Raw genomic sequence first — 22,785 nt, 5'->3', positions numbered from 1 at the left:
CGGGAGAGGGGGTCGTCAGCGATCAAACGAAGAACAGCGCGATCGAGATCGCCGTCCCGGCGGTCCACGCAAGGCTGCGCAGGCTCGGTTGATCGGCGAGGTACAGCACGATGAACACGACACGCGCGGCGATGAAGCTCATCGCCAGGAGGTCGATGCGCGACTGGTCGTGCTGCATCTGCTGTGCCGCCAGCACCCCCGCGATGAACAGCGGCAGCGCCTCGAAGCCGTTGGCCTGCGCCGCGTTCGCCCGCGCCTGCCAGCCGCTCTGGCGCGACAGCCAGCCACGCGGATCATGGTTGTCGAACCCGCCTTCGCGACGGCGCTTGCCGAAGCCGCGTGACTTGGCGATCGCGGCGCTCACCACGGGCAGCAGGCAGGCGGCGATCAGACAGTAGTTGGCGACGGTCATCGTCGTGCTCATCGGAGGTCTCCTCGGTCCCGGACGCATGAGGCCGGACCGTCGTCGCGGTCCGGTCGATCGGTCCGATCAGGGCGTTCGATCAGGGCGTTCGAGATGGCCGCTCGAACCGTCCGTTCGATCAGGTCGAGCGGCGGTCCACCAGCGCGTGCGCGATGGTGCCCAGGTCGACGTACTCCAGCTCGCTGCCCACCGGCACGCCGCGGGCCAGACGCGTGCTGCGCAGGCCGCGCGCGCGCAGCGCCTCGGCCAGCACATGCGCCGTCGCCTCGCCCTCGGCGGTGAAGCTGGTGGCGAGGATCACCTCCTCCACCTGCCCGTCGGCGGCCCGCTCCAGCAGCTGTGCCGCGCCGATCTCGCGCGTGGACACGCCGTCCAGCGGGCTGATGCGGCCTTGCAGGACGAAGTAGTAGCCGAAGTAGGACGCGGTGCGCTCCATCGCGGCCTGGTCGGCCGGCGACTCCACCACGCACAGCAGCCGCGCATCGCGGTGCCGGTCCTGGCAGATCGGGCACAGCGGTGTCTCGCTGAAGGTGTGGCAGCGCTCGCAGTGGCCCACGTTGCGAGCCGCCTCCTGCAGCGCGCGGGCCAGCGCGTCGGCGCCGGCGCGGTCGTGCTGCAGCAGGTGGTAGGCCATGCGCTGGGCCGACTTCTGGCCCACGCCCGGCAGGCGCCGCAGGGCCTCGATCAATTGGTCGAGCGCGGTCACCGGACGGCGATCAGAACGGGAACTTCATGCCCGGGGGCAGCGGCATGCCGGCGGTCAGCTTGCCCATCTTCTCGGAGCTGACTTCCTCGGCGCGGCGCACGGCGTCGTTGAACGCGGCGGCGACCAGGTCTTCCAGCATGTCCTTGTCATCGGCCAGCAGCGAGGGGTCGATGGCCACGCGCTTGACGTCATGCTTGCAGGTCATCGTGACCTTCACCAGGCCGGCGCCGGACTGGCCCTCGACCTCGATGTTGCCCAGCTCGTCCTGCGCCTTCTTCAGGTTGTCCTGCATCGCCTGAGCCTGCTTCATCAGACCCGCGAGTTGGCCCTTCATCATGATGTCGATTCCTTGTTCAGAGTGTTTCCGGCCCTCGCGGGCCATGGGACTGCCGGCCGTCGGGCCGATGCGATGGGCGGCATTGTCGCCCCAAGTCGCGATCGGCACCGCGCGGCGGCGGTGTCGGGAGGGTCAGAGCGGCTTGATCGATCCCGGCAGGATGCGCGCCGTCTTGAATTGCGACAGCAGCAGCTGGACTTCCGGGTCCTCGAGGATGATGGCCTCGGCCTGGCGCTGGCGGGCGCGCGTGGCGGTGGTGTCGCGCAGCGCCGGCGAGTCGCTCGCCCGTCCCGCCTCGATCTCCAGCCGCGCCGGCTTGCCGACCAGGGTCGACAGCGCTGCCTGCAACTTGTCCTGCAACCCGGACTGGCGCAGCGATTCGCGCTCCACGCGCAGGCGCCAGAAGGGGGGATCGGCCTGGTCGTCGAAGACCAGGCATTCGGCCTGCATCGCCAGCTCGCGGGTCAGCGCGGTCAGGCCCAGTTGCGGCACGACGGCGTACCAGCGCTCGCCCAGGGCCGTCGGCACCAGCGCGACCTCGTCGACCGCGGTCGAGAGATAGATGCCGTCGGCGGCCGTGTCGGGCACGGGATCGTCGGCATCGGACAGGCCCATGCCGATCGAGGCCTCCTCGTCGGACGGTGGTGGCACGTCCAGCCAGGGCGGCGGGCCGTCGTCGTCATGCGGCGGCGACAGGTCCTCGGGCGGATCCTCGGCCTCGGCGGGCGCGGCGACGGGCGCCTGACGCGGGCGCAGGCGCTCGCTGAAGCGCGTCGCGGGCGCACCGGCCTGGGCCGCGCGCAGCGGCCCGGAAGGCGCGCCCGGGCGAGCCGGAGCGGGCGCGGGCGCCGGTTCGGGCTCGGCGGCGCGGGGCGGTTCCGGCGCGGGTTCCGGTTCCGGGCGAGCCGAAACCATCGGCGCCGGCGCTGCGATCGGCACGGGCGCGGCGACAGGAGCCGCAACCGGCGCCGTGACAGGCGGGTCCACGGGCACGGTCGGCGCGCTCACCGCGGCCGATGCCACCGGCGTCGGAGCGGGCGCCGTCACGACCGGCGCAGGCGCGGGTTCGGCAGCGGGCGCGGAGGGCCGCGCAGGCTCGGGCTCAGGTTCGGGCGGGGCCGCTTCGGCCACGCGCGGCACGGCGGGCGCGGCGGCGACGGGCGCCGGGGCGCTCGCCTGCTGCACCGGGGCGGCTTGCGGGCGCGCGATCGGCGCCGCGGGGGCCGCGACCGGCGCGGATCGGGCCGCGCCGTCCGGCGCCGCCGGCTGGCGGGTGCCCTGCCCGTCCGGCCGGAAGGCCAGCATGCGCAGCAGCACCATGGTCAGACCGGCGTATTCATCGGGCGCCAGCGGCAGTTCCTGGCGGCCGTGCAGCGCCATGCTGTACATCAGCTGGATCTCGTCGGCCGGCAGCTGGTGGGCCAGCGGAAGCAGCTCGGCGAGGTCCGGATCGTTCGCGTCCAGGGCGCCGGGGGCCGCCTGGGCGATGGCCAGGTGCTGCAGCGCGGCGGCGAGGTCCTCCAACGTGCCGCCGGCGGACAGGCCCATGTCGCGCAGCCGATCGGACGCACCCACCAGCGCCGCGCCGTCACCGGCGATCAGCGCGTTCAGGATGCCCAGCACATGGCCGCGATCCACGCTGCCCAGCATCTGGCGCACACCGGCTTCCTGGAGCTGCCCCGAGCCGAAGGCGATCGCCTGGTCGGTCAGCGACAGCGCGTCGCGCATGGAGCCCCGCGCCGCGCGCGCCAGCAGGCGCAGCGCGCCGGGCTCGTTGGGGACGTTCTCGTTCTGGAGCACGCGCGTCAGGTGTTCCAGCACCGTCTGCGGCGCCATGGGCCGCAGGTTGAACTGCAGGCAGCGCGACAGCACGGTCACCGGGACCTTCTGCGGATCGGTGGTGGCGAGGACGAACTTCAGGTACTCGGGCGGCTCCTCCAGCGTCTTCAGCATCGCGTTGAAGGCGGTGTTCGAGAGCATGTGCACTTCGTCGATCATGTAGACCTTGAAGCGCCCGACGACCGGCTTGTAGACGGCCTGGTCCAGCAGCTGGGAGATTTCCTCGACGCCGCGGTTGGAGGCGGCGTCCAGCTCGACGTAGTCGACGAAGCGGCCGGCGTCGATGTCGCGGCAGGCGTCGCAAACGCCGCAAGGATGGGCGGTGATGCCCCCGGTGCCGTCCGGGCCGATGCAGTTCAGCGACTTGGCCAGGATGCGGGACACGGAGGTCTTGCCCACCCCCCGGGTGCCGGTGAACAGATAGGCGTGGTGCAGGCGCTGCTGCGTCAGCGCGTTGGCCAGGGCCTGCACGACGTGTTCCTGACCCATCAGCTCCTCGAACGTGCGGGAGCGGTACTTGCGTGCGAGGACCTGGTAACTCATGGCGGCGGATTCTACGGGGGGCGGCCTCCCCTTCCGGGGCGGGAACGGGGGATGACGTCCGGGTTTGTCAGGAGGGTCGCGCGGGCCTGAAGGATAATCGCCGCCCATGAGCACCCACGCCCCGCACGATCCCTCCTCCGGCACGCTGAGCTACGAACAGGCCGGCGTCAACTACGACCTGATCGATCCGCTGAAGATCAGCGCCCAGCGCGCGGCGGCCGCCACGGCCGTCCACATGAGCGCCCATGGCTTCACCGAGGTGAAGGCCTCGCGCGGCGAGTCGGCGTATGTCGTGGACGTGGGGCTCTTCTACATCGCGTCGATCGTCGAGTGCCTGGGCACGAAGACCCTGGTGGCGGACGAGATGGCGACGCTGACGGGCAAGAGCTATTACGACGGCATCGCGCAGGACACGATCGCGATGGCGGTGAACGACCTGATCACCGTGGGCGCGACCCCCCTGGTGGTGCAGGCCTACTGGGCCGCGGGCGGTTCGGACTGGTTCGGCGACGCGCAGCGCGCGCAGTCGCTGGTGGCGGGCTGGAAGAAGGCCTGCGATGTCTGCCAGGTCGCCTGGGGCGGCGGTGAGACCCCGGCGCTGGCCGGCATCGTCGAGGGTGGGCGCATCGACCTGGCCGCGTCCTGCACCGGCCTGATAAATCCCAAGGAGCGCCTGTCGGTCGGCGACAAGCTGGGCGCGGGCGACGCGATCGTGCTGCTGGCCTCGTCGGGCATCCACGCCAACGGCCTGAGCCTGGCGCGCAAGCTGACCGAGCGCCTGCCGCAGGGCTACCTGACGGAAGTCCAGCCCGGCCTGACCTACGGTGACGCGCTGCTGGCGCCGACGACGCTGTACTCGCCGGTGACCGAGGCGATCTACAAGGCGGGCATCACCCCGCACTACTGCGCCAACATCACGGGCCACGGCTGGCGCAAGCTGCTGCGTCATCCCGGGAAATTCACGTACCGCATCCACACGGTGCCGCCGGTCACGCCGGTGCTGAAGTTCATGCAGGAACACGCCCAGCAGGACGACCGCGAGGCCTATTCCACGCTGAACATGGGCGCCGGCTTCGCGATCTTCGTGAAGGCGGACCAGGCGGCCAAGGTGGTGGAGATCGCCAAGTCCTGCGGCATCGAGGCCTGGGATGCCGGCCGCGTCGAGGACGGCGAGAAGCAACTGCTGATCGAGCCGCTCAACATCCGCTTCGGGGATGACGATCTGCAGCTGCGCTGAGCAGGGTCAGGTCTGAACGAGTGGAAGGGCGCCGAGGCGCCCTTCGGTGTTTCTGAGGGCCGACATCAAGCGCTTCCGCCTCGTCTCGAAATCCGTGCGCGTCGCGCCATGACTCAAAACTGTGGGCGGCGGGGGATGTGACGGGGGCGCCTGAAGGAGGGGGTTGACCGGGACGGAGCGCCATCGCCCCCCCGCCGATCCCGCCCTTCCCCGCGTTCACCTGATTGACATCCCCCACCGGGGTGGCGAAGCTCGCCCTTCATGGACTGGTTCTACGGCCCGATGGTGCAGATGCATGCGCTGCTCGCGTGGTGCAGCGTGGGACTGTTCCTGGTCCGCGGACTGGGGCACCAGTTCGGCGGGGCCTGGGTCATGGACGAGCGCCTGCGCACGCTGGTCTTCAGCAGCCATCTGCTGATCGTCATCTCCGGCATCTCCCTGTGGGGCGCGTTGCACCACGATCCGCTCTACGAGCCCTGGATGACCGCCAAGTTCATCGCGCTGGGCGTCTACTTCGCCGTCGGCCACTGGGCGCTGGGACGCGGCGAGTTCCGCGTCATCGGCTACCTGCTGGCGCTGCTCGCGCTGGGCTATGTGGCGGCGGTGTCGGTGACGCGCCAGGTCTTGCTCGGTCTGTGACGCCTGCCCTTCGCGCGCCTCGCGCGTTGGCCCGAGGACCGAAGCGATCCGCGACGCCGCCCGCGACGAGGTCTTGACGCCGCGTCCCGACCACGGGCGTAGCATCGCCCGATGACCTCGACCACGCCCATCCATGACGCCGCGCAGCGCGGCTACACCAGCGCGTCCGACCACTACCAGCGCGGCCGCCCCGAATACCCCGAAGCCCTGTCCGGCTGGCTGTCCGGCACGCTCGGCGTGGTGGCGGGATCGCGGGTCGTGGACCTGGGCGCCGGGACCGGCAAGTTCACCAAGCTGCTGGCCCGCACGGGCGCCGCGGTGACGGCCGTCGAGCCGGTCGACGCGATGCGGGCGCGGCTCGCGGAGAGCCTGCCCGATGTGACCGCGCTGGCCGGCACGGCGGAAGCGATCCCGCTGGCCGACGAGGCCACCGATGTCCTCCTCTGCGCGCAGGCCTTCCACTGGTTCGCGAACGCGCACGCGCTGCGCGAGATGCACCGCGTGCTGCGCGTGGGCGGTCGGCTGGGCATGGTCTGGAACGTCCGGGACGAGTCCCGCGACTGGGTCGCCGCGATCACCGAGATCATCACGCCCTACGAGGGCGACGCCCCGCGCTTCTACACCGGCAAGTGGAAGCGGCCCTTCGAGGGTCAGGCGCTGTTCGGCCCCTTGCAGCGGACCGTGTTCCCGCACAGCCATGTGGGCAGCTTCGAGCAGGTCGTCCTCGACCGCATCCTGTCGGTGAGCTTCATCGCCGCGCTGCCGCAGTCGGAGCAGCAATCGATCGCGGACCGCCTGCGCGCGCTGCGCGATCGTTTCCCCGAGCTGCAGGCCGAGACGATCGCCTTCCCCTACGCCACGGAGGCCTGGCTCGCGGCGCGACTCGTCACGGCGTGACGAGGGGCGCGGGCGCCCGGACCACCGCGCACCGCGTGCCGGCCAGGCGATCCGCCAGGAACGCGGAGACCCGCGTCGCGTAGTCCTCCGGCGCGTAGTCGAGCAGGTCCACATGAGCGGCGCCGGGCACGATCCACAGCGCCTTCGGCTCCAGCGCGGCCTCGTAGAGCCGGCGCGTCTCGGCGACGGTCGTGTGCTGGTCCCTGGCGCCGGCGATCACGAGCAGCGGGGCCCGCAGCTTGGCGATGCGGTCGATGGGCCGCAGCGCCTGCGGAGAGATGCCCAGCTGCAGCGGGAACTGCGCCAGCAGCAGCGGTGACAGCGCCCCGGCCCATTCGCCCAGATGCAGCTTGAGGCGGTCGGCGACGGCCTCGTCGATGGTCGGGTACATGGACTCGAGCACCACCGCGTCCAGCGGCGGCCGATCCTTCGCGAGCACCGTGGACGCCGCGCCCAGCGAGACGCCGATGACCGCGCGCCGCTCGCAAGGGGCTTCGCGGTCGAGGAACTCGAGCGCGGCGACGACGGCCTCCGATTCACGCAGGCCGAAGGTGATGGCGGCGCCGCCGCTCTCCCCGTGACTGGGCAGATCGATCAGCAGCGCGCCGCGGCCCTGGCGATGCAGCAGCAAGGCGCGCTGCAGCATCTGGCGGCGATCGCCGCGCACGCCGTGCAGCAGCAGGACGGCGCCCTGGCCGGGCCGGCCGGGGCTCCACCAGCCGGAGACATGGATGTCGTCCGCGGTGAGCAGCTGGATCTGACGGGCCTGCAGCGCGGGCGGCGGTGGGCCGATCTCGCGGAAGGCGGGCGCGGCGAGCTGCTTCGCGGTGAACCAGAGGATCGCGCACCCCGCCGCGATCAGCACGACGAGCGTCACGACGAAACGCGCCGCTCGCCGCATCGATCAGCCGATCAGCTTCCAACCCGATTGCCAGAGCTGGCGCACGGCGGCCGCGCACAGGTCGCGGCGGAGCTCGGCGGAACGCGCGCCAGGGCGGCTCGCTTGCGCCGCGCCGATCCACTGCGGACCGGGCTCGCGGCAGACACGGGCCTGGCCATGACGATCGGCGCGCAGCAGCGCCAGTCGCCACGGGGCGTTCAGGTTCCGGGTCTGGGCCTCGTCCGCGAGCACGCCGACCCAGTCGTCGCCCTGGACGCGATGAGCGGCCTTGAGCAGGTCGAGGTCGGAGGGGAAGCGGGAGAACTCGGCGACGGGCTCGCCCCAGGGGTCGCGCAGGACGTGGGCGGAGCGGGCGGGCGTGTGGGTGGTGCCGAGGCGGCGGCGGGTCAGCAGCGAATCGAACTGAGCCAGACGAGCGGACATGAAAAAACTCCGAGAGCCCACAGAGATCACCGGCGTTTGCCGGCCCGGGGGCAGTCGGAGCCGCAACGCTTTAGCCGCATTTGTTGATCGCCCGCAAGTAGTTGGTAAATCGGCGATGGCGCTGTCGGGAGGAGCTGATCCGCTCGATGGCCGGAGCGGATTTAACCACAGCGGTCCGGGGCGAGTCCACGTCGGGCGGGCGGTGTTCGCGCGCCTGATGTGCGGTGGGTCACGCAGGGGCCGGTGTCGGCCGGAGGGGGTGGAAAGCTCGGCTAGAATCGCGCGCTGACGGGCCTCCTCGCATGGAAGCGCGGCCAACCGGGTCAGGTGGGGAACCAAGCAGCCCTAACCGTTGTGACCAGTGCCGAGGGTAAGGCTCGTCAACCTTCTTTCCTTTTCCCCAGTGTTCATGCGGGATCCCAGCGTTCATGCGGGTTCCAAGCATCCGACTGTGTACCGATGGTGTGCAACTTCAGGGTTCGCTCATGACGACAGTGAGCGACGACGTGAAGCGAGCCACGGGGGTCCAGAAGCGGCCCAGCAGCAATTCCTGGCACTGGGGAATCAAAGCTCCAAGCGACCTCAAGCACCTCTACGCGAGCCAGTGGGCACACCGCTGCTCGCTTGAGACTGCCGACCTGCGCGAAGCCAACACCAAGGCCGCGGGCCTTCGGGCTGAGTGGATGAAGCTCTTGAAAGTGGCTTCGCTACCGCCGAGGGACTGAAGCCGGCCCTGGACCGCGGCAAGCTGAACGGACAGCTCGCAGGCAGCACCTCTTGAAGTGGAAAAAGACGGTCCGGTATGAAATCCGAGCCCGCTGCGTGGCGCAGATCGAATCCGATATGGCGCGTCTTGCAGGCCAACTTTGGCCTCACTTGCCTAGACTTGGAAGAACAGAAGCGGTCGTCGGTCGAGCCGCCCTTCCAATACTGGAGCTCCAATGACGCGTAATCGGTTGTTCTCTCTCGACGTAGGCTGGCAGGCGCTGCTCAAGGACTTCGGCATGCGGCCGGAGCATGTGTTGCGCCGCGCTGGCTTGCCCGAGGACCTGCTTTCGCGGGGAGCACAGGAGGTTTCCACGGAGGACTACTTCCGGTTCTGGAGAAGCCTGGAGGACGAGGCTGCAGACGCGATGTTCCCGCTGCGCCTTGTTGAGCTCGTCTCCGCAGAGTCGTTCAACCCGCCGCTGTTCGCTGCGCTTTGCAGCGCCAACCTGATGCAGGCCGTGCAGCGCCTGAGCAAGTACAAGCAGCTCGTGGCTCCCATGAGCTTGGAGGTCGAAGTGAGCCAAGCGGGTGATCTTTCCGTCTCGCCGCGCTGGCTGTCCCCGCCGACGGAGGTACCGCATTCACTGGAGGTCGCTGAGGTGGCCTTCCTGCTCCGCTTGGCTCGCCTGGCGACCCGCGAACCCGTCAAGGCACTTCGCGTGACCCTGACCAAGTTGCCACCGAGTGCCTATGCGCGGCGCTTCGAGAGCTATTTCGGCACCGCCGTGCAACACGGTGCCAGCCCCACCATCAGCTTCTCGGCCGCGGACGCCTGGCGCCCCTTCCTGACCGTCAACGATGGCATGTGGCGGGTGTTCGAGCCGGAGCTTCGCCGCCGGCTCAGTGAACTCGATGCGACGGCCAGCACGGCTGAGCGTGTGCGTGCCGTGCTGCTGGAGTTGCTGCCCAGCAATGCCGCGACCATCGAGAAGGCGGCCGAGCGGCTGGGGATGAGCAAACGTACCCTGCAGCGCCGTCTCGAAGATGAGGGGGAGAACTTCCGTGCGCTGGTCAACGGCACGCGTGAAGGCCTGGCCCGCCACTACCTGGGCAACACGACGATGTCCGGCGGGGAGATTGCGTTCCTCCTCGGATTCGAGGACCCCAATTCCTTCTATCGGGCCTTTCAGGACTGGACTGGCCAAACACCTGATGGCGCACGCCACGCCATGCGCCTGAACTGAAGGATGAAGCCATGAATGAACAACGAACCGTTCTGCTTGCCGGCGGCACCGGCCTGGTTGGCGGCTTGATGCTGGAGGGGCTGCTGGCCGACCCCCAGGTGGCAACCGCGCATGCGCTGAGCCGCCGGGCGCTGAGCATCAGCCACCCCAAGCTCTGTGTGCACCTCGTGGACTTCAGCCGCCTCCCTGAACTGCCGCATGTGGACGAGGTCTATCTGGCGCTGGGGACCACGATCAAGGTGGCGGGTAGTCAAGGCGCTTTCCGTGCTGTGGACCTGGACGCCAACCTCGCAGTCGCGCGCGCTGCGGCATCCGCCGGCGCGCGTCGCGTGGGGCTGGTCAGCGCAGCCGGCGCCGACTCGCGTTCGTCGATGTTCTACAACCGTGTCAAAGGTGAGTTGGAAGACGCGCTGAAGGCCATGGACCTGACAGCCTTGGTGCTGGCCCAGCCTTCGCTGCTGCTCGACAAACGGGAAGGATTGAGTCAGCCCCCGCGGCTCGGCGAGCGGATCGCGATTCCCATCGCGAAGCTGCTCGCGCCCCTGTTGCCGGGAACCTATCGGCCGGTCTACGGGAGGGCGGTGGCGCAGGCGCTGCTGCGCACCGTGCCAAGCGGGCAAGGACTGATCGTGCTGTCGTCGGATGAATTGATTCGGATTGGCGCTTCACGCCCATGAGCCAGGCTCTGTTTCGATGGCTCGCGCTGTCGATTGCCATCGGCCTGTTGGCAGCCTGCGCAGGTACGCCGGAGCGCGGACCTGCGTTCTCCGGCGCATGGCTGGTCGATGGCGCCCTGCAGCCGGAAGCCGACACGACTGCTCCGAAGCCAAATGCAGCACCGCCGGGACTGGCCGTCGTGCTGGGCGGCGGCGGCCTGCGCGGCTATGCGCACATCGGTGTTCTGCAGGCGCTCGATGAAGCCGGTCTGCGGCCTGACTTGGTCGTCGGCACATCCATCGGCGCCATCGTCGGAGCCGCGTACGCCGCCGGCGCTTCACCGGACGAGCTCTGGAGGCAGGCCAGCGCCCTGCAGGTGAGCGCGTTGGCGGATGTCACGCTTCAAGGTCCAGGCTTCGTGAAGGGCGAGGCCTTAGCTCGCTGGGCCGGCCAGTTGGTCGGCCAGCAAGCCCTTGAGCGCTTTCCCTTGCGCTTCGCAGCCGTGGCCACGGATGTCGACCGTGGCCTGCCCTATGTCATCACGCAGGGCGATACCGGTCAGGCGCTGCGCGCATCCGCCGCGATTCCCGGCGTTTTCCTCCCGGTTCGGTCTGGCGGCGCCATTTTTGTCGACGGTGGCGTGACCTCCCTGGTCCCGGTGCTCGCTGCTCGTGCGCTCGGCGCCGAACTGGTCATCGCCGTGGACATCTACTGCCATGGTCCGCAGTACCCATCGAACACGGTGATGTCCATGTGGCTCAGGGTGTCGCAGGTCCAGAGTTGTCTCTTGTCTCGTCAGGAGGCAGGTTCGGCCGATGTGCTGATCGCGCCTGCCGTCGCGCCAGCCGGAATCAGGGACGCCGAAGGACGGGAAACTGCCAGGAGGCGCGGTTACGAGGCCGCCTCGGCGGTGTTGCCGGCCATACGTGCGGCGATGCAGCGCCAGGGCTTTCCCGACGAGCGCGGGAACAGCATCGCGAGCACCGCGGCAAAGCCCTCCCTGCACCCCTGATGTCAGGCAGACGCTACGCGGAGCCGGATCAGCTCAATATGCGCAACCCAAGACCTTGACGGCGTCAATTGCCTTGCCGGTGGCACATCATGCGAGTGAATGTCGGCAGCTTCGCTACTAACGTCAACGCGTTTCCACTTCGCATTGACGCTGTATGAACATCAAGGGATTCTCTGTGACCGCTCTGATGGCGGTTGGCCTGCCGACGGCACGGTGGTCGTTCGCGTCGAAGCCGTTCAGAACTACATCCCAGCCCGCGACGGCAAGGTCCGCATTCCCACAGCAGAGGGGCAATGGCGTCTGGTTTCCAACACCGATGGGGTCCGTGTGAGCTACCAGATGCATGCCTCCCTGGGGGCTCCATCCCCAGCTGGCTGGCGAATCAAACGGTCGTCGACACACCCTTTGGGACGCTCAAGGCCCTCAGGGCGTACCTCCAGTCGGCACACTGAAGTTGGCGCCGACGGCCGACCAAGTGGCGCGGTTTGCCAGACGGGTGGCGTGGATCGCTAGGGCCGAACCAGCCCTCGATCCCTAAAGTTGATGGCACAGACGGCGAGCCAAGCAAGGCGCGCCACGAACCTCAACTCTCCATCCAAGACTCCAGCCATGAACTCCAAAGTTGCTCTCGTGACCGGCGCGTCGTCCGGCATCGGCGCCGCCACCGCCCTCAAGCTCAGAAGCTTCGGCTACACCGTGTATGCGGCCGCTCGCCGCGTGGACCGGATGCGTGACCTTGCGAAGGCCGGGATCAACGTCCTGGCCCTGGACGTCACCGACGACGCTTCGATGCAAGCTGGCATCGACAGCATCATCTCTATGTCCGGACGCATCGACGTCCTGGTCAACAACGCTGGCTACGGCTCGTATGGTGCCGTGGAGGATGTGCCGCTTGAGGAAGCGCGTGCCCAGTTCGAGGTCAATGTCTTCGGCGCGGTCCGTCTGATCCAGCTCGCGTTGCCCCACATGCGTCGCAACCGCTCTGGCACCATCGTCAACATCACGTCGATGGGCGGCAAGATTCACACGCCGCTAGGCGCCTGGTATCACGGCACGAAGTTCGCCCTGGAGGCCATCAGCGACTGCCTGCGCATGGAGGTCCAGCCCTTCGGCATTGACGTGGTCGTCGTCGAACCCGGCGGCATCAAGACGGAGTGGGCCGGCATCGCCGCCGACAAGCTGCTCGAAGTCTCGGGCAACGGCCCTTATGCCCCTCAGGCTCGCCCGATGGCCGATTCCATGGTCGGTGAAACCAGCCGCAAGCGTCAGTCTCCGCCCGAACTCATCGCCGACACCATCGGCAAGGCCGTCACGGCCCGCCGCCCGAAGACGCGGTACGCGGTCGGCTTCGGCGCCAAGCCGATGATCTTCATGCGCGGGCTTCTCTCGGATCGCGCCTTTGACGGGTTCATGCGCATGGCTACTGGAATCTCCGGCAAACCGGCTTGACGGTTTTCAGAGTCGTGCGGGCGGCGGCATCGCTCAATGCCCTGGTCACCGACCCAGCGGTTCCACCACGCAGCGGCCAGCACCTCCGGATGCCGCCCAGCGATACCCTCGCGATGAATCTCACTGTGTTCCATGAAGGTGCGCCAGCCACTAGTGGCGACAGCCCTGCCCGGCGCGGGCTGGAGCAGAGTGTCGAGGGCCTGATCTCTCAAGCTCTGCAGCCGCAGTTGCGCAAGGCCCGCGGATATTGAGCGCGGCAGAATCGCCCCTTGAACACTCGACCCAATAGCTCGTCAATCGGCCCGCCGTCGCCTTGGCCACTTCCCCCTGCCCACGCTGAGGTCCCCGCGCCTTCGGCCCATCTTTGAGCGCCCCAGTCCTCGGCCCGAGGCTCTACCTGTGGCCGAAGCAATCACGCCAAAGCCAGACTACTCCTGCACGGCAACAACGGCCTCTGGCGGCAGTGCAAGACGGACGTCGGCCCCCGCGGCCAACGGCACATGGATGTCGATGTCCGGGCCATACGGGCCGACAAAGCGCAAGGCGTCGACGCTGGCGCGCAGCGCCACTTTCGGTCGGAGCCGATGCACGTGGTACTCACCGGGGAGGATTGGCAGGCGCTGCCCGGTGGCCGTGAAGCCAGCGAGCCGCGCACCGGGCGGCAGTTTGACGCGATAGCACTCCATGGCGCATCTCCACGGGACCAACGGAACCTCCCCCCGGCCGCGTCAGCCCAATGACACCGCGATGCGCCGTGGCTGCACGTGCGTCTGCTTGGGAATGCGCAGCGTCAGCACACCGTCCTTGATGCCGGCCTCGATCCGCGACGTGTCCAGCTCGCGGCTGAGCGTGAAGCTGCGGCGATAGCGAGGCACGTGGACCTCCGCCCACAGGCCGCGCATGCCCTCGGGGCCCTCGACGGCAGTGTCTCCTTCGATCACGAGCGTCTCGCCGTCGAGCCGCACATCCAGCTTCTCGCGGGACACGCCGGGCATGTCGGCCAACAGCGTGATGCCGATACCGTCCTCGATGATCTCCACCACAGGCGCGGCGGCGGCACGCTCGCCCTGGCTGGCGCGGCTCGTCGGCGACGAGCCGGCCGCGGGCACGTCGGCCGAGTCGTTCCTGGAGACGGTCAAGTTGTTCTGATCAGACATGGCGACTCCTTTTCATTGTTTCTTGGGTCATTGCACGGTGATGCGCTGTGGGCGGGCGGCCTCGCGCAGGCCGACGCTCACGCGCAGCACGCCATCGCGATAGCTGGCCTGGACGCTGGTGGTGTCGGCATCGTCCGGCAGCGCGACGGCCCGGCTGAACCGGCCATGCCAGCGTTCCGCCGCGTAGACCTGCACGCCTTGCCCGGCCTGGCGCTCCGTGGGCCGGCGCTCGCCCGAGAGGCGCAGCACGCCGCGCTCGACGGTGACGTCGATGCCCTGAGCGTCCAGACCTGGCGCGAAGGCATAGACCTCGATGGAACGCTCGGTCCGGCCGACATTGATCGGCGGGAAGCTGCCGGCCGCCGCGGCACGGATGCCGTCAGGCGCGCCGCCCGGCGTCAGGGAACGCGACAGCGCCTGTTGCAACTGCGAGAGCTGCTCCAGCAGCGCTTGAGGTCGATACAGGGTGTGGTCGAACATGAAAACTCTCCTTTCCGTGGTCGATGAAACAGGACGACGCCGGAGCGAATCCGTCGTCGAGGTGAATCGTCAGGACAGGGCCAGCCCCGCGCGCCGCGTTGCAGCTCGCCTGGGGCGATCAGCGTGGCTGGTCGGAGCTGGGGGACGGCTTCGGCGTGGCCCCGGGATCGCGGGCGAAACAAGGGCCCGGCGAGCGCTTGAACCGCCGCAGGGTCTCGCGTGCGAGCAGGTAGGCCTGAAGTTGCGACGGGGTCATCGGCAGCCGAGCCTGTCGCGGTGCGCGCTCCTCGCGAGCGGCGTGGGAAGGGTCTTGATGCGTGGCCATGATCCAGGTCCTCATCCGAATCGATTGGTGGCGAATCGACTCGGATTTAGGAGCTTGGCTGGGCGAGTTCAAGGCCCTGAAAGATTGGTAAAAACCCTAATCGTTGACCCGCCATCCCGGCGGCGCTGCCACGGCCACCACGGCGGCCTTGGCAGCATGCACTTCCTGGCGCGCAGGCTCGGCAGCCGCGGCGCCTCGGCCTGCGTCAGCTCTGATCGGCTTCCGCGGCCCACTGCACGGCGTCAGCGCCGGCGGGGATGCAGAACGGCGCATTGAGATCGGTCGCGGCAAGCCACACCGCTTCGGCAACGTCCTTCGCCCGCGTTCCAGGGCCGGTGGATGCCTGCATGCGCGCGATGGCGGCCTTCATGAACTCACCATACGTTGCATCGTCCATGCCCCGAAGGTTCTCGCGCGCCGTCTCTCGAAATCGCGTTTCGCCGGAGGAGCCAGGCAGCACAAGCCGCACGCGAACGCCAAACTGCGCGACCTCCTTCTCCAGCGACTCGGAGAACGCGTTCACGGCAACCTTGGCCGCCCGATAGATGCCGACCAAGGGCAACGCCTTCAACGTGACGCTCGAAGACACGTTCACGATGACGCCCGAGCGGCGTTCGCGCATTTGAGGCAGTACCGCCTGCGAGACCGCCATCGTGCCGAAGGTGTTGGTCTCAAACAGCTCGCGAATCGTTTCCAGGCTCGTCAGCTCGACAGGGGCCGGTGCTCCGAAGCCAGCGTTGTTGACCAGGACGTCGATCGGGCCAGCGGCGCTGATGGCCGCGCGGATGCTTTGCGCGTCTGTGACATCAAGCTGCAGCACGCGAAGTCGCTCGGACCGCGGCAACAGATCCTCTCGGGGTGTACGCATGGTGGCCACCACCTGCCACCCACGCTCCAAGAATTCGCGGGCTGTTTCCAAGCCAAAGCCGGACGAGCACCCGGTGACGAGTACGGTTTTCATTGAGGCTGTTCTTTCCAGAGGGTTGCAACGCCTCCACGATAGGTCCCCAAAGCCGTACTAGCTACACTTCAACGTCCGCTTTTCATTTGCAGGAGTACGACCGTGGTCGATCCGCTTGCCGAGGTTGTCCTGCTGCTTCAGCCGACCGCTCGATTCTCCAAGAACGTCATCGGCGCTGGTGCGTGGCAGGTTCACCGATCGGACGCCGGCCAGCCGTTCTACTGCGCTGTACTTGAGGGCAGTTGCCGCTTGACGCTCGACGGTCGGGAGCCGCTCGTGCTTGAAGCTGGCGACTTTGCTTTGGTTCCTGCGGCGTTTGGCGTCACCATGTCCAGCCTCGAGGTGCCCACCGACACCGCCAACGCCCTGCCGGTGGAACTGAGCCCGGGCATCTTCAGGATCGGCGACGTGGAAAAGCCCATCGACCTGCGAATCCTGGCTGGCCATTGCAGCTTCGGCTCGCAGGATGCCGCGTTGCTCGTCTCGTTGCTGCCGGAACTCGTCCACGTGCGCGGCGAGGAGCGACTCGCGACGCTCGTGCATCTCGTCGGCCAGGAATCACGGGAGCGGCGCCCGGCGCGTGAGCTCATCCTCACGCGCCTGCTCGAAGTCCTCCTGATTGAAGCCTTGCGCTCGAACGCCAGCGCTGCATCGCCCCCTGGACTGGTGCGCGCGCTCACCGATGCGCGTCTCGCGGCAGCCATACGGGCGATGCACGAGCAGCCCGCCAGACCGTGGACGGTGATAGATCTCGCCAAGGCGGCGGCGCTTTCTCGCACGACATTCTTCGAGCGCTTCAGTTGCGCGGTGGGCATGGCGCCCATGGCATACCTGCTGGCTTGGCGGATGGCGCTCGCCAAGGACATGCTTCGTCGACGGAAAGTGGCCATTGCCGATGTCGCCGAGCGCGTTGGCTATGCGTCGGCCAGCACGTTCAGCGTCGCATTCTCAAGATATGTGGGCAAGCCTCCTGCACAGTACGCGCGTGAGTCAGAGGACGCCCAGAACTCCTCCACGCCGGCGACCAGGATGGACAACGAGGCCTTGTCGAGGAGTTCGTGACCTTCCGACCGCTCGCGGCGTGACGCGACCGCCTGCACTACCGCCGAAACTGGCACGGCACCGCGCGGTCGATGGCCCCCACATTGATCCGAGTTGGCGATTCGCGGGGAGCTGGAAGCCGCTCAGGTTCGGTCAGCCTGACGGTTCTCGCGCTTGCCGACACGGGGCCGTGCATGCGACTGCGCGATGATCCCGCCCATGCCGCCCGCCGCCGCCACGCCGCTCCCGACCTTCACCCCTGCCCCAGGCGCCGCCTGGCAGGTCTTCCTCGTCTTCCTCCGCCTCGGCCTCACCTCCTTCGGCGGGCCGATCGCCCACCTCGGCTATTTCCGCGCCGAATTCGTCGACCGCCGTCGCTGGCTCGACGACGCGCGCTACTCCGACATCGTCGCCCTCTGCCAGTTCCTCCCTGGCCCCGCGTCGAGCCAGGTCGGCATCGCCATCGGCATGGCTCGCGCCGGCTGGCTCGGATCACTGGCCGCCTGGGTCGGCTTCACCCTGCCCTCCGCGATCCTGCTCATCGCCTTCGGCTACGGCATCTCCCGCTTCGCGTCGATCGCCGACTCCGGCGCCGTGCATGGGTTGAAGGTCGTCGCGGTCGCCGTCGTCGCGCAGGCCGTCTGGGGCATGGCGAAGTCGCTCTGTCCCGATCGGCCGCGAGCCGCGCTCGCCATCGTGTCGGCGTTGCTGACGCTGACGCTGCCCTCCACGCTCGGCCAGCTCGGCGCGTTGGTCGCCTGCGCCGTCGTCGGCCTCCTGGCCCTCGAGGCTCCGCCGGCGGAGGGCCGGGCTCTCCAGCTGACCCAGGTCTCCCGCACTGCGGGCGCGTTCTCGCTCGCGGCCTTCGTCGCCCTCCTGGTCGGACTGCTGATCGCGGCCCGCTCCGGCTCCGCCCTCGTCGGGCTGATCGGCGGGTTCTTCCAGACCGGCGCCCTCGTCTTCGGGGGCGGGCACGTCGTGCTGCCGCTGCTGCAGGCGGTCGTCGTCCCGACGGGCGCGATCGACAACGCGGCCTTCCTCGCCGGCTATGGCGCGGCGCAGGCCGTGCCGGGTCCGCTGTTCACCTTCGCCGCCTACCTCGGGACCGTCATGCACACGCCGCTGCAAGGCTGGATCGGCGGTCTCGTCTTCCTGCTCGCGATCTTCGCGCCCGCCTATCTGCTGGTCACCGGCACCCTGCCCTTCTGGGACGCGCTGCGGCGCCGCGCGCTCGTGCGCGCCGCGCTGATGGGCGTGAACGCCGGCGTCGTCGGCATCCTGCTCGCCGCGCTTTACGACCCCGTCTGGACCAGCGCCATCCATTCCAAGGCAGACTTCGGTCTCGCGCTCGTCGCCTTCGGGCTGCTCGTCCTCGGGCGCGTGCCGCCGCTCGCCGTGGTCGTGCTCGCCGCGATCGGCGGCGCGGTACTCGCCGGCGTCTGACGCGCGGACGGGTTCTCATCATCACGACGCTCCGATCCCCCTCGCCATGCCCGCCTCGTCTTTCACCCTGCTGCCCAGCCTCCTCGTCGGCATCGAGGTCGTGCGGGCGGACACGGCGCGCGCCTTCGCGCGGCACGTCCACGACCAGTTCGGCATCGGCCTGATCGATCGCGGCGCGCAGAAGTCCGCGAGCGGCCGTGGGATGGTCGAGGCCGGCGCGGGCGACCTCATCACCGTCAACCCGGGCGAGGTCCACGACGGCACCCCCATCGGCGATCACGGCCGCAGCTGGCGCATGCTCTACCTCGATCCGGAGCGCGTCTTCGAGCTCGCCGCCGATGTCACCGGCCGCGCCGTCTCGCGCGAGGTCGAGTTCACCCGGCCCACGCTGAAGGACACCCGTCTCGCGCGACGCTTCGAGGCGCTCTTCCCCGCGCTGATCGCCGCCCCCACCGCCGCCCCGTCGATGCAGGCGGAATCCGCCCTGCTGATGCTGCTCGCCGACCTGCTGTCACCGCGATCGAGCGACGCCCCGATCGTCGCGGCCACGATCACTCCGGCCCGCGCGCGCCTCGACGACGACCCGGCGAGCGAGGTCGATCTCGCCACCCTCGCCGCCGACGCGGGCCTGAGCCGCTTCCAGTTCCTGCGCGCGTTCTCGCGCGCCACGGGACTCACGCCACACGCCTACCTGATCCAGCGCCGGCTGCAACGCGCCCGCACGCTCATCGCCAACGGCCTGCCGCTGGCCGATGCCGCGGCCGCGGCCGGCTTCTGCGACCAGAGTCACCTCACGCGGCACTTCGTCCGCTGCTTCGGCCTGTCCCCGGGCGCCTACGCCAAGTCCGTCCGCTGAGACGTCCTGCGACTTTGGCCGCGGCCCCCTCGACCTGATCGCAGGTGCGAGCGACAGAGCTCGGCGAGCACACCGAGACACAGCCCCACAAGGCACCGGGTCCGCCGCTGATCCCTTCGCTGCAATTTCATCCAAGACCATCCGACGACCTCGCCCGACGATGGCGCCGTGTCCATCGCCATCTCCGAGGCCCGCCCGTGTCGTCCATCACCAGTCCCGAATTCCTGATCACCTCATTGATCGTCGTCGCGTCGCCGGGCACCGGCGCGCTGGTGACCTTGGCCGCGGGGCTCTCGCAGGGCGCGCGCGCCGCGGTGATGGCGGCCATCGGCTGCACGCTGGGCATCGTCCCGCACATGCTCGCCGCGGTGACCGGCCTGGCCGCGCTGCTGCATGCCAGCGCCACCGCCTTCGACGCGATCAAGATCGCGGGCGTGCTGTACCTGCTCTACATGGCCTGGGCCGCCCTGCGCGATCGCGGCGCCCTCGCGGTCGAGGCCACCGCCCCACCCCGCGCGGCGCGCGAGATCGTCGTCCACGCGATCCTGGTGAACCTGCTCAACCCCAAGCTGTCGATCTTCTTCGTCGCGTTTCTGCCGCAGTTCATCGCCGCCGACGCCGCGCAGCCGACGCGGGAGATGCTCGCCCTCTCCGCCGTGTTCATGGCCATGACCTTCGCCGTCTTCGCGGTCTATGGCGTCTTCGCCGCCTCGCTGCGGCACCGCGTGCTCGAGCGTCCCTCGGCGCTGCGCTGGATGCGGCGCGGCTTCGCGGCGGCCTTCGTGGGACTGGGCGTCAAGCTCGCGCTCGTGCAGCGCTGAACGCGGCGACCCGCCGAGGAAGAAGCGCGCATGAGCTTCTGCCAATCGCTTCCTTGGGTCGAACCGGGCCGGGCGGCAACCTGACGGACCGCGTTCGTGCCGTGCCCTCTCGGCGGCGCGAGTCCCCCGCCACTCCGCCCAGAGCCCGCCTTGAACCTCGACCGCATCGCCTCGTCCGCCACCGCCCTCGCGTCCACCACGTCCAGCGCCCGCCGCTCGTCCTCGGGCGAGTCCCGTCACCGCCGCCTCCGCCCGCCACACCCGATCGCCCTCGCGGCGATGGCCGCCATGGCCGCCTGGGGCGCGCTGCCCGCCGCGGCCTTCGCGCAGACCACCTCGGCCGGCACGACCACGAGCAACAGCGCCGCGGCGACCGCCGACGGCGCCCTCGGCCAGGTCGTCGTCACCGGCACGCGCCGCATCGACCGCACGCTCGCCGATTCGGAATCGCCGGTCGACGTGCTCAGCGGCAAGGACCTGCGCCGCACTGGCGCGGCCGATCTCGCCAGCGCGCTGGGCCAGCTGCTGCCCTCGCTCAACTTCCCGCGCCCCTCGCTGACCGACGCCTCCGACGCGGTGCGGCCGGCGCAGCTGCGCGGGCTGTCGCCCGACCAGACGCTGGTGCTCGTCGACGGCAAGCGCCGCCACACCTCGGCCGTCGTCAACGTGAACGGCACGCAGGGCCGCGGCTCCGCGCCGGTCGATCTGAACGCCATCCCGCTCGCCGCCATCGACCACATCGAGGTGCTGCGCGACGGCGCCGCCGCGCAATACGGCTCCGACGCGATCGCCGGCGTCATCAACATCGTCCTGCGCAAGGGCGCCAGCGGCGGCGAGATCGCGCTCGAGGCCGGCCAGACCGATGCCGGCGATGGCGGACGCGGCGCGGCCGCCGCGAGCCTGGGACTGGCGCTCGGCGACGAGGGCTGGGCGCGCCTGGCCGTCGAGACCCGCCATCAGCAGCGCACCAACCGGGCGGGCGTCGACACCCGCGACGCCGCGACCGAGCCTCGCCGCGGCCTGGTCAACAACCGGCTCGGCGATCCCGACAGCATGCAGCAGTCGGCCGTCGTCAACGCGCAATGGGGCCGGACCGACCTGGCCCAGGTCTACGCCTTCGCGACCTTCAGCCGGCGCGACTCGATCACCGCCGCCTTCTGGCGCACGCAGGCGACCGCGAAGGCCAACAACGTCGCCGCGCTCTACCCCGACGGCTTCCTGCCGCTGGAGGACAGCGCGAGCACCGACATCGGCGCGGTGCTCGGCGTGCGCGGCGAGGCGGCGGGCTGGCGCTGGGACCTCAGCGTCAACCATGGACGCAACCGCTTCGACATCGACGTGGCCAACACCGCCAACTACTCGCTCGGCGCGGCCAGCCCGACGCGCTTCGACGCGGGCCGGCTGAGCAACCGGCAGACCGTCCTCAACGCCGACGTCTCGCGCGAGCTCGACGCCGGGCTCGTCGCGCCGCTGACGCTGTCGCTCGGCGCCGAGTACCGCCGCGAGCGCTACGAGATCGACGCCGGCGAGCCCGGCTCGTACCAGAACGGCGGCGCCTCCGGCTTCCCCGGCTTCCAGCCGTCCAACGCCGGCGGCCACGGCCGCCATGACGAGGCGGTCTATGCCGGCATCGAGGCGCAGCTGTCCAAGGACTTCAGCGCCTCGGCCGCGCTGCGCGGCGAGCGCTACAGCGACTTCGGCAACGCCACCTCGGCCAAGCTGTCCGGCCGCTACGCGTTCACGCCGGCGGTCGCGCTGCGCGGCACGCTCGCGACCGGCTTCCGCGCGCCCTCGCTGGCGCAGCAGTACTTCGCCACCACCTCGACCAACCTGATCAATGGCGCGCTGGTCGACGCGGGCACCTTCCCGGTCGGATCACCCGCCGCCATCGCGCTGGGCGCGCAGCCGCTCAAGCCGGAGAAGTCCCGTCACCTGAGCCTGGGCCTGCTGCTGCGGCCCACCGCGAACTGGCAGACCACGATCGACGCCTACCAGATCGACATCGACGACCGCGTGCTGCTCTCCGCCAACCTCAGCCTGCCGGCCGCGCTGCGCGCGCAGCTGGCGGCGCAGGGCGTGCTGGTCAGCGCGGGCCGCTACTTCACCAACGCGCTGGACACGCGCACCCGTGGCGTGGACCTGGTCAGCACGCTGAGCCAGGACTGGGGCCGCTCGGGCCGGGGCGACTACGCGGTGGCCTTCAGCCACATCGAGAACTCGATCCGTCGCGTGGCCGACAACCCCGCGCTGCTGAGCGCCAACCAGCTGGAGCTGATCGACCGCGTGACCTTGGCGCGCGCCACCGTGGGCTCGCCCAAGGACAAGCTGGTCGCCAGCGCCGAGCACCGCTGGGGTCCGTGGAGCGGCCGCGTCGCGCTGAGCCGCTACGGCAGCTTCATCGTGCGCCAGAGCAGCGCCGCCAACGACCAGACCTTCGGCGCGGCCTGGGTCGCGGATGTGTCGGCGGGGTGGGAGTCCGGCCGCTGGAACGCCAGCGTCGGCATCGACAACCTGACCAACCGCTACCCCGACCGGGTCATCGCCGCCAATGCGGTCGGCGGCATCCTCACCTACACGCAGTTCTCGCCCTTCGGCTTCAACGGGCGGCAGTACTACGCCAAGGCCGGCTACCGGTGGTGAGGAGATCCCCCTTGACCCTGACGTGACGTCAGGGTTCATCATCCG

At 69.4% G+C, this 22,785-nt stretch carries 23 protein-coding genes and 1 other RNA gene; 14 read left to right on the top strand and 10 right to left on the bottom strand.

Annotated features, from left to right (window positions below):
- Positions 1 to 22 precede the first annotated feature (22 nt).
- From MCHT01_RS04365 to dnaX, 4 genes are all read right to left on the bottom strand, one after another.
- The gene (locus MCHT01_RS04365; RefSeq protein ID WP_245643151.1) at positions 23 to 424 is read right to left on the bottom strand and encodes an MAPEG family protein; all 402 of its coding nucleotides are present in this window, start codon (positions 422 to 424) and stop codon (positions 23 to 25) included.
- A 118-nt stretch (positions 425 to 542) separates the two neighbouring features.
- Positions 543 to 1,130, bottom strand: coding sequence for a recombination mediator RecR (recR, locus tag MCHT01_RS04360; RefSeq protein ID WP_067062827.1), 588 nt, complete (start codon positions 1,128 to 1,130; stop codon positions 543 to 545).
- Positions 1,131 to 1,140: 10 nt separating this feature from the next.
- Complete coding sequence (locus MCHT01_RS04355; RefSeq protein WP_067062824.1) at positions 1,141 to 1,467, bottom strand: YbaB/EbfC family nucleoid-associated protein; 327 nt, start codon at positions 1,465 to 1,467, stop codon at positions 1,141 to 1,143.
- A gap of 132 nt (positions 1,468 to 1,599) precedes the next feature.
- A complete protein-coding gene (gene dnaX, locus MCHT01_RS04350; protein ID WP_067062823.1) occupies positions 1,600 to 3,849 on the bottom strand; it encodes a DNA polymerase III subunit gamma/tau in 2,250 nt (749 codons plus the stop codon).
- A gap of 106 nt (positions 3,850 to 3,955) precedes the next feature.
- Between dnaX and MCHT01_RS04345 the strand changes: the two genes are divergently transcribed.
- The 3 genes from MCHT01_RS04345 to MCHT01_RS04335 all read left to right on the top strand — a co-directional run bounded on the left by MCHT01_RS04345 (position 3,956) and on the right by MCHT01_RS04335 (position 6,622).
- Entirely contained in the window at positions 3,956 to 5,086 is a 1,131-nt protein-coding gene (locus MCHT01_RS04345) for an AIR synthase-related protein (protein WP_067062820.1), read from the top strand.
- A 261-nt stretch (positions 5,087 to 5,347) separates the two neighbouring features.
- Positions 5,348 to 5,725, top strand: a complete 378-nt coding sequence (locus tag MCHT01_RS04340; protein ID WP_067062817.1) for a SirB2 family protein — start codon at positions 5,348 to 5,350, stop codon at positions 5,723 to 5,725.
- Positions 5,726 to 5,836: 111 nt separating this feature from the next.
- Positions 5,837 to 6,622, top strand: a complete 786-nt coding sequence (locus tag MCHT01_RS04335) for a class I SAM-dependent methyltransferase (protein ID WP_067062815.1) — start codon at positions 5,837 to 5,839, stop codon at positions 6,620 to 6,622.
- On the opposite strand, the gene MCHT01_RS04330 is transcribed toward MCHT01_RS04335, so the two are convergent.
- A complete protein-coding gene (locus tag MCHT01_RS04330; protein ID WP_084451823.1) occupies positions 6,612 to 7,523 on the bottom strand; it encodes an alpha/beta hydrolase in 912 nt (303 codons plus the stop codon). The two genes, MCHT01_RS04335 and MCHT01_RS04330, sit on opposite strands and share 11 nt — an antisense overlap.
- Positions 7,524 to 7,526: 3 nt before the next feature.
- Positions 7,527 to 7,946, bottom strand: coding sequence for a hypothetical protein (locus tag MCHT01_RS04325; RefSeq protein ID WP_067062812.1), 420 nt, complete (start codon positions 7,944 to 7,946; stop codon positions 7,527 to 7,529).
- 287 nt (positions 7,947 to 8,233) lie between these two features.
- Between MCHT01_RS04325 and ffs the strand changes: the two genes are divergently transcribed.
- From ffs to MCHT01_RS04300, 6 genes are all read left to right on the top strand, one after another.
- An RNA gene (ffs, locus tag MCHT01_RS04320) (signal recognition particle sRNA small type) lies at positions 8,234 to 8,331 on the top strand.
- Between the two features lie 43 nt (positions 8,332 to 8,374).
- A complete protein-coding gene (locus MCHT01_RS27930) occupies positions 8,375 to 8,671 on the top strand; it encodes a DUF6538 domain-containing protein (protein WP_369688598.1) in 297 nt (98 codons plus the stop codon).
- A 216-nt stretch (positions 8,672 to 8,887) separates the two neighbouring features.
- Positions 8,888 to 9,898 (top strand): AraC family transcriptional regulator, encoded by a 1,011-nt coding sequence (locus MCHT01_RS04315; protein ID WP_067062810.1) that lies wholly within the window; start codon positions 8,888 to 8,890, stop codon positions 9,896 to 9,898.
- Positions 9,899 to 9,909: 11 nt separating this feature from the next.
- Positions 9,910 to 10,575, top strand: a complete 666-nt coding sequence (locus MCHT01_RS04310; RefSeq protein ID WP_067062807.1) for a Rossmann-fold NAD(P)-binding domain-containing protein — start codon at positions 9,910 to 9,912, stop codon at positions 10,573 to 10,575.
- Positions 10,572 to 11,567, top strand: coding sequence for a patatin-like phospholipase family protein (locus MCHT01_RS04305; protein ID WP_084451821.1), 996 nt, complete (start codon positions 10,572 to 10,574; stop codon positions 11,565 to 11,567). The genes MCHT01_RS04310 and MCHT01_RS04305 overlap by 4 nt, the downstream gene beginning before the upstream one ends.
- 609 nt (positions 11,568 to 12,176) lie before the next feature.
- Positions 12,177 to 13,016, top strand: a complete 840-nt coding sequence (locus tag MCHT01_RS04300) for an oxidoreductase (RefSeq protein ID WP_067062805.1) — start codon at positions 12,177 to 12,179, stop codon at positions 13,014 to 13,016.
- Positions 13,017 to 13,444: 428 nt separating this feature from the next.
- Here MCHT01_RS04300 and MCHT01_RS04295 read toward each other — a convergent pair whose 3' ends face one another.
- The 4 genes from MCHT01_RS04295 to MCHT01_RS04280 all read right to left on the bottom strand — a co-directional run bounded on the left by MCHT01_RS04295 (position 13,445) and on the right by MCHT01_RS04280 (position 15,939).
- Positions 13,445 to 13,702 carry a hypothetical protein gene (locus MCHT01_RS04295; protein ID WP_067062802.1) on the bottom strand — a complete coding sequence of 86 codons (258 nt, stop codon included), beginning with the start codon at positions 13,700 to 13,702 and terminating at the stop codon, positions 13,445 to 13,447.
- Between the two features lie 42 nt (positions 13,703 to 13,744).
- Positions 13,745 to 14,173, bottom strand: a complete 429-nt coding sequence (locus MCHT01_RS04290; protein ID WP_084451819.1) for an Hsp20/alpha crystallin family protein — start codon at positions 14,171 to 14,173, stop codon at positions 13,745 to 13,747.
- 27 nt (positions 14,174 to 14,200) lie between these two features.
- A complete protein-coding gene (locus tag MCHT01_RS04285; RefSeq protein WP_067062799.1) occupies positions 14,201 to 14,653 on the bottom strand; it encodes an Hsp20/alpha crystallin family protein in 453 nt (150 codons plus the stop codon).
- A 530-nt stretch (positions 14,654 to 15,183) separates the two neighbouring features.
- Complete coding sequence (locus MCHT01_RS04280) at positions 15,184 to 15,939, bottom strand: SDR family oxidoreductase (RefSeq protein WP_067062796.1); 756 nt, start codon at positions 15,937 to 15,939, stop codon at positions 15,184 to 15,186.
- A gap of 102 nt (positions 15,940 to 16,041) precedes the next feature.
- On the opposite strand from MCHT01_RS04280, the gene MCHT01_RS04275 reads away from it, so the two are divergent.
- From MCHT01_RS04275 to MCHT01_RS04255, 5 genes are all read left to right on the top strand, one after another.
- Positions 16,042 to 17,001 (top strand): AraC family transcriptional regulator, encoded by a 960-nt coding sequence (locus tag MCHT01_RS04275; RefSeq protein WP_067062794.1) that lies wholly within the window; start codon positions 16,042 to 16,044, stop codon positions 16,999 to 17,001.
- Between the two features lie 198 nt (positions 17,002 to 17,199).
- A complete protein-coding gene (gene chrA / locus MCHT01_RS04270; protein ID WP_067062791.1) occupies positions 17,200 to 18,423 on the top strand; it encodes a chromate efflux transporter in 1,224 nt (407 codons plus the stop codon).
- A 46-nt stretch (positions 18,424 to 18,469) separates the two neighbouring features.
- Positions 18,470 to 19,279 carry an AraC family transcriptional regulator gene (locus tag MCHT01_RS04265; protein ID WP_067062788.1) on the top strand — a complete coding sequence of 270 codons (810 nt, stop codon included), beginning with the start codon at positions 18,470 to 18,472 and terminating at the stop codon, positions 19,277 to 19,279.
- A 197-nt stretch (positions 19,280 to 19,476) separates the two neighbouring features.
- On the top strand, positions 19,477 to 20,100 hold the full coding sequence (locus MCHT01_RS04260; protein ID WP_369688597.1) for a LysE family translocator: 624 nt from the start codon (positions 19,477 to 19,479) through the stop codon (positions 20,098 to 20,100).
- Positions 20,101 to 20,250: 150 nt separating this feature from the next.
- On the top strand, positions 20,251 to 22,740 hold the full coding sequence (locus MCHT01_RS04255; protein WP_245643150.1) for a TonB-dependent receptor plug domain-containing protein: 2,490 nt from the start codon (positions 20,251 to 20,253) through the stop codon (positions 22,738 to 22,740).
- The last annotated feature ends 45 nt before the right edge of the window (positions 22,741 to 22,785 follow it).

The organism is Mitsuaria chitosanitabida ATCC BAA-476 = NBRC 102408 (genome assembly GCF_001598255.1).
GTDB lineage: Bacteria > Pseudomonadota > Gammaproteobacteria > Burkholderiales > Burkholderiaceae_C > Roseateles > Roseateles chitosanitabidus.
The sequence above is the reverse complement of the archived record's forward strand: the minus strand, read 5'-3'. Positions and strand labels throughout refer to the sequence as shown.

Excerpts from the sequence above, each read along its gene's own strand:
- MCHT01_RS04365 (WP_245643151.1), bottom strand. The coding sequence starts at position 424 with ATGAGCACGACGATGACCGTCGCCAACTACTGTCTGATCGCCGCCTGC.
- MCHT01_RS04355 (WP_067062824.1), bottom strand. The coding sequence starts at position 1,467 with ATGATGAAGGGCCAACTCGCGGGTCTGATGAAGCAGGCTCAGGCGATG.
- dnaX (WP_067062823.1), bottom strand. The coding sequence starts at position 3,849 with ATGAGTTACCAGGTCCTCGCACGCAAGTACCGCTCCCGCACGTTCGAG.
- MCHT01_RS04345 (WP_067062820.1), top strand. The coding sequence starts at position 3,956 with ATGAGCACCCACGCCCCGCACGATCCCTCCTCCGGCACGCTGAGCTAC.
- MCHT01_RS04340 (WP_067062817.1), top strand. The coding sequence starts at position 5,348 with ATGGACTGGTTCTACGGCCCGATGGTGCAGATGCATGCGCTGCTCGCG.
- MCHT01_RS04335 (WP_067062815.1), top strand. The coding sequence starts at position 5,837 with ATGACCTCGACCACGCCCATCCATGACGCCGCGCAGCGCGGCTACACC.
- MCHT01_RS04330 (WP_084451823.1), bottom strand. The coding sequence starts at position 7,523 with ATGCGGCGAGCGGCGCGTTTCGTCGTGACGCTCGTCGTGCTGATCGCG.
- MCHT01_RS04325 (WP_067062812.1), bottom strand. The coding sequence starts at position 7,946 with ATGTCCGCTCGTCTGGCTCAGTTCGATTCGCTGCTGACCCGCCGCCGC.
- MCHT01_RS27930 (WP_369688598.1), top strand. The coding sequence starts at position 8,375 with ATGCGGGTTCCAAGCATCCGACTGTGTACCGATGGTGTGCAACTTCAG.
- MCHT01_RS04315 (WP_067062810.1), top strand. The coding sequence starts at position 8,888 with ATGACGCGTAATCGGTTGTTCTCTCTCGACGTAGGCTGGCAGGCGCTG.
- MCHT01_RS04310 (WP_067062807.1), top strand. The coding sequence starts at position 9,910 with ATGAATGAACAACGAACCGTTCTGCTTGCCGGCGGCACCGGCCTGGTT.
- MCHT01_RS04305 (WP_084451821.1), top strand. The coding sequence starts at position 10,572 with ATGAGCCAGGCTCTGTTTCGATGGCTCGCGCTGTCGATTGCCATCGGC.
- MCHT01_RS04300 (WP_067062805.1), top strand. The coding sequence starts at position 12,177 with ATGAACTCCAAAGTTGCTCTCGTGACCGGCGCGTCGTCCGGCATCGGC.
- MCHT01_RS04295 (WP_067062802.1), bottom strand. The coding sequence starts at position 13,702 with ATGGAGTGCTATCGCGTCAAACTGCCGCCCGGTGCGCGGCTCGCTGGC.
- MCHT01_RS04290 (WP_084451819.1), bottom strand. The coding sequence starts at position 14,173 with ATGTCTGATCAGAACAACTTGACCGTCTCCAGGAACGACTCGGCCGAC.
- MCHT01_RS04285 (WP_067062799.1), bottom strand. The coding sequence starts at position 14,653 with ATGTTCGACCACACCCTGTATCGACCTCAAGCGCTGCTGGAGCAGCTC.
- MCHT01_RS04280 (WP_067062796.1), bottom strand. The coding sequence starts at position 15,939 with ATGAAAACCGTACTCGTCACCGGGTGCTCGTCCGGCTTTGGCTTGGAA.
- chrA (WP_067062791.1), top strand. The coding sequence starts at position 17,200 with ATGCCGCCCGCCGCCGCCACGCCGCTCCCGACCTTCACCCCTGCCCCA.
- MCHT01_RS04265 (WP_067062788.1), top strand. The coding sequence starts at position 18,470 with ATGCCCGCCTCGTCTTTCACCCTGCTGCCCAGCCTCCTCGTCGGCATC.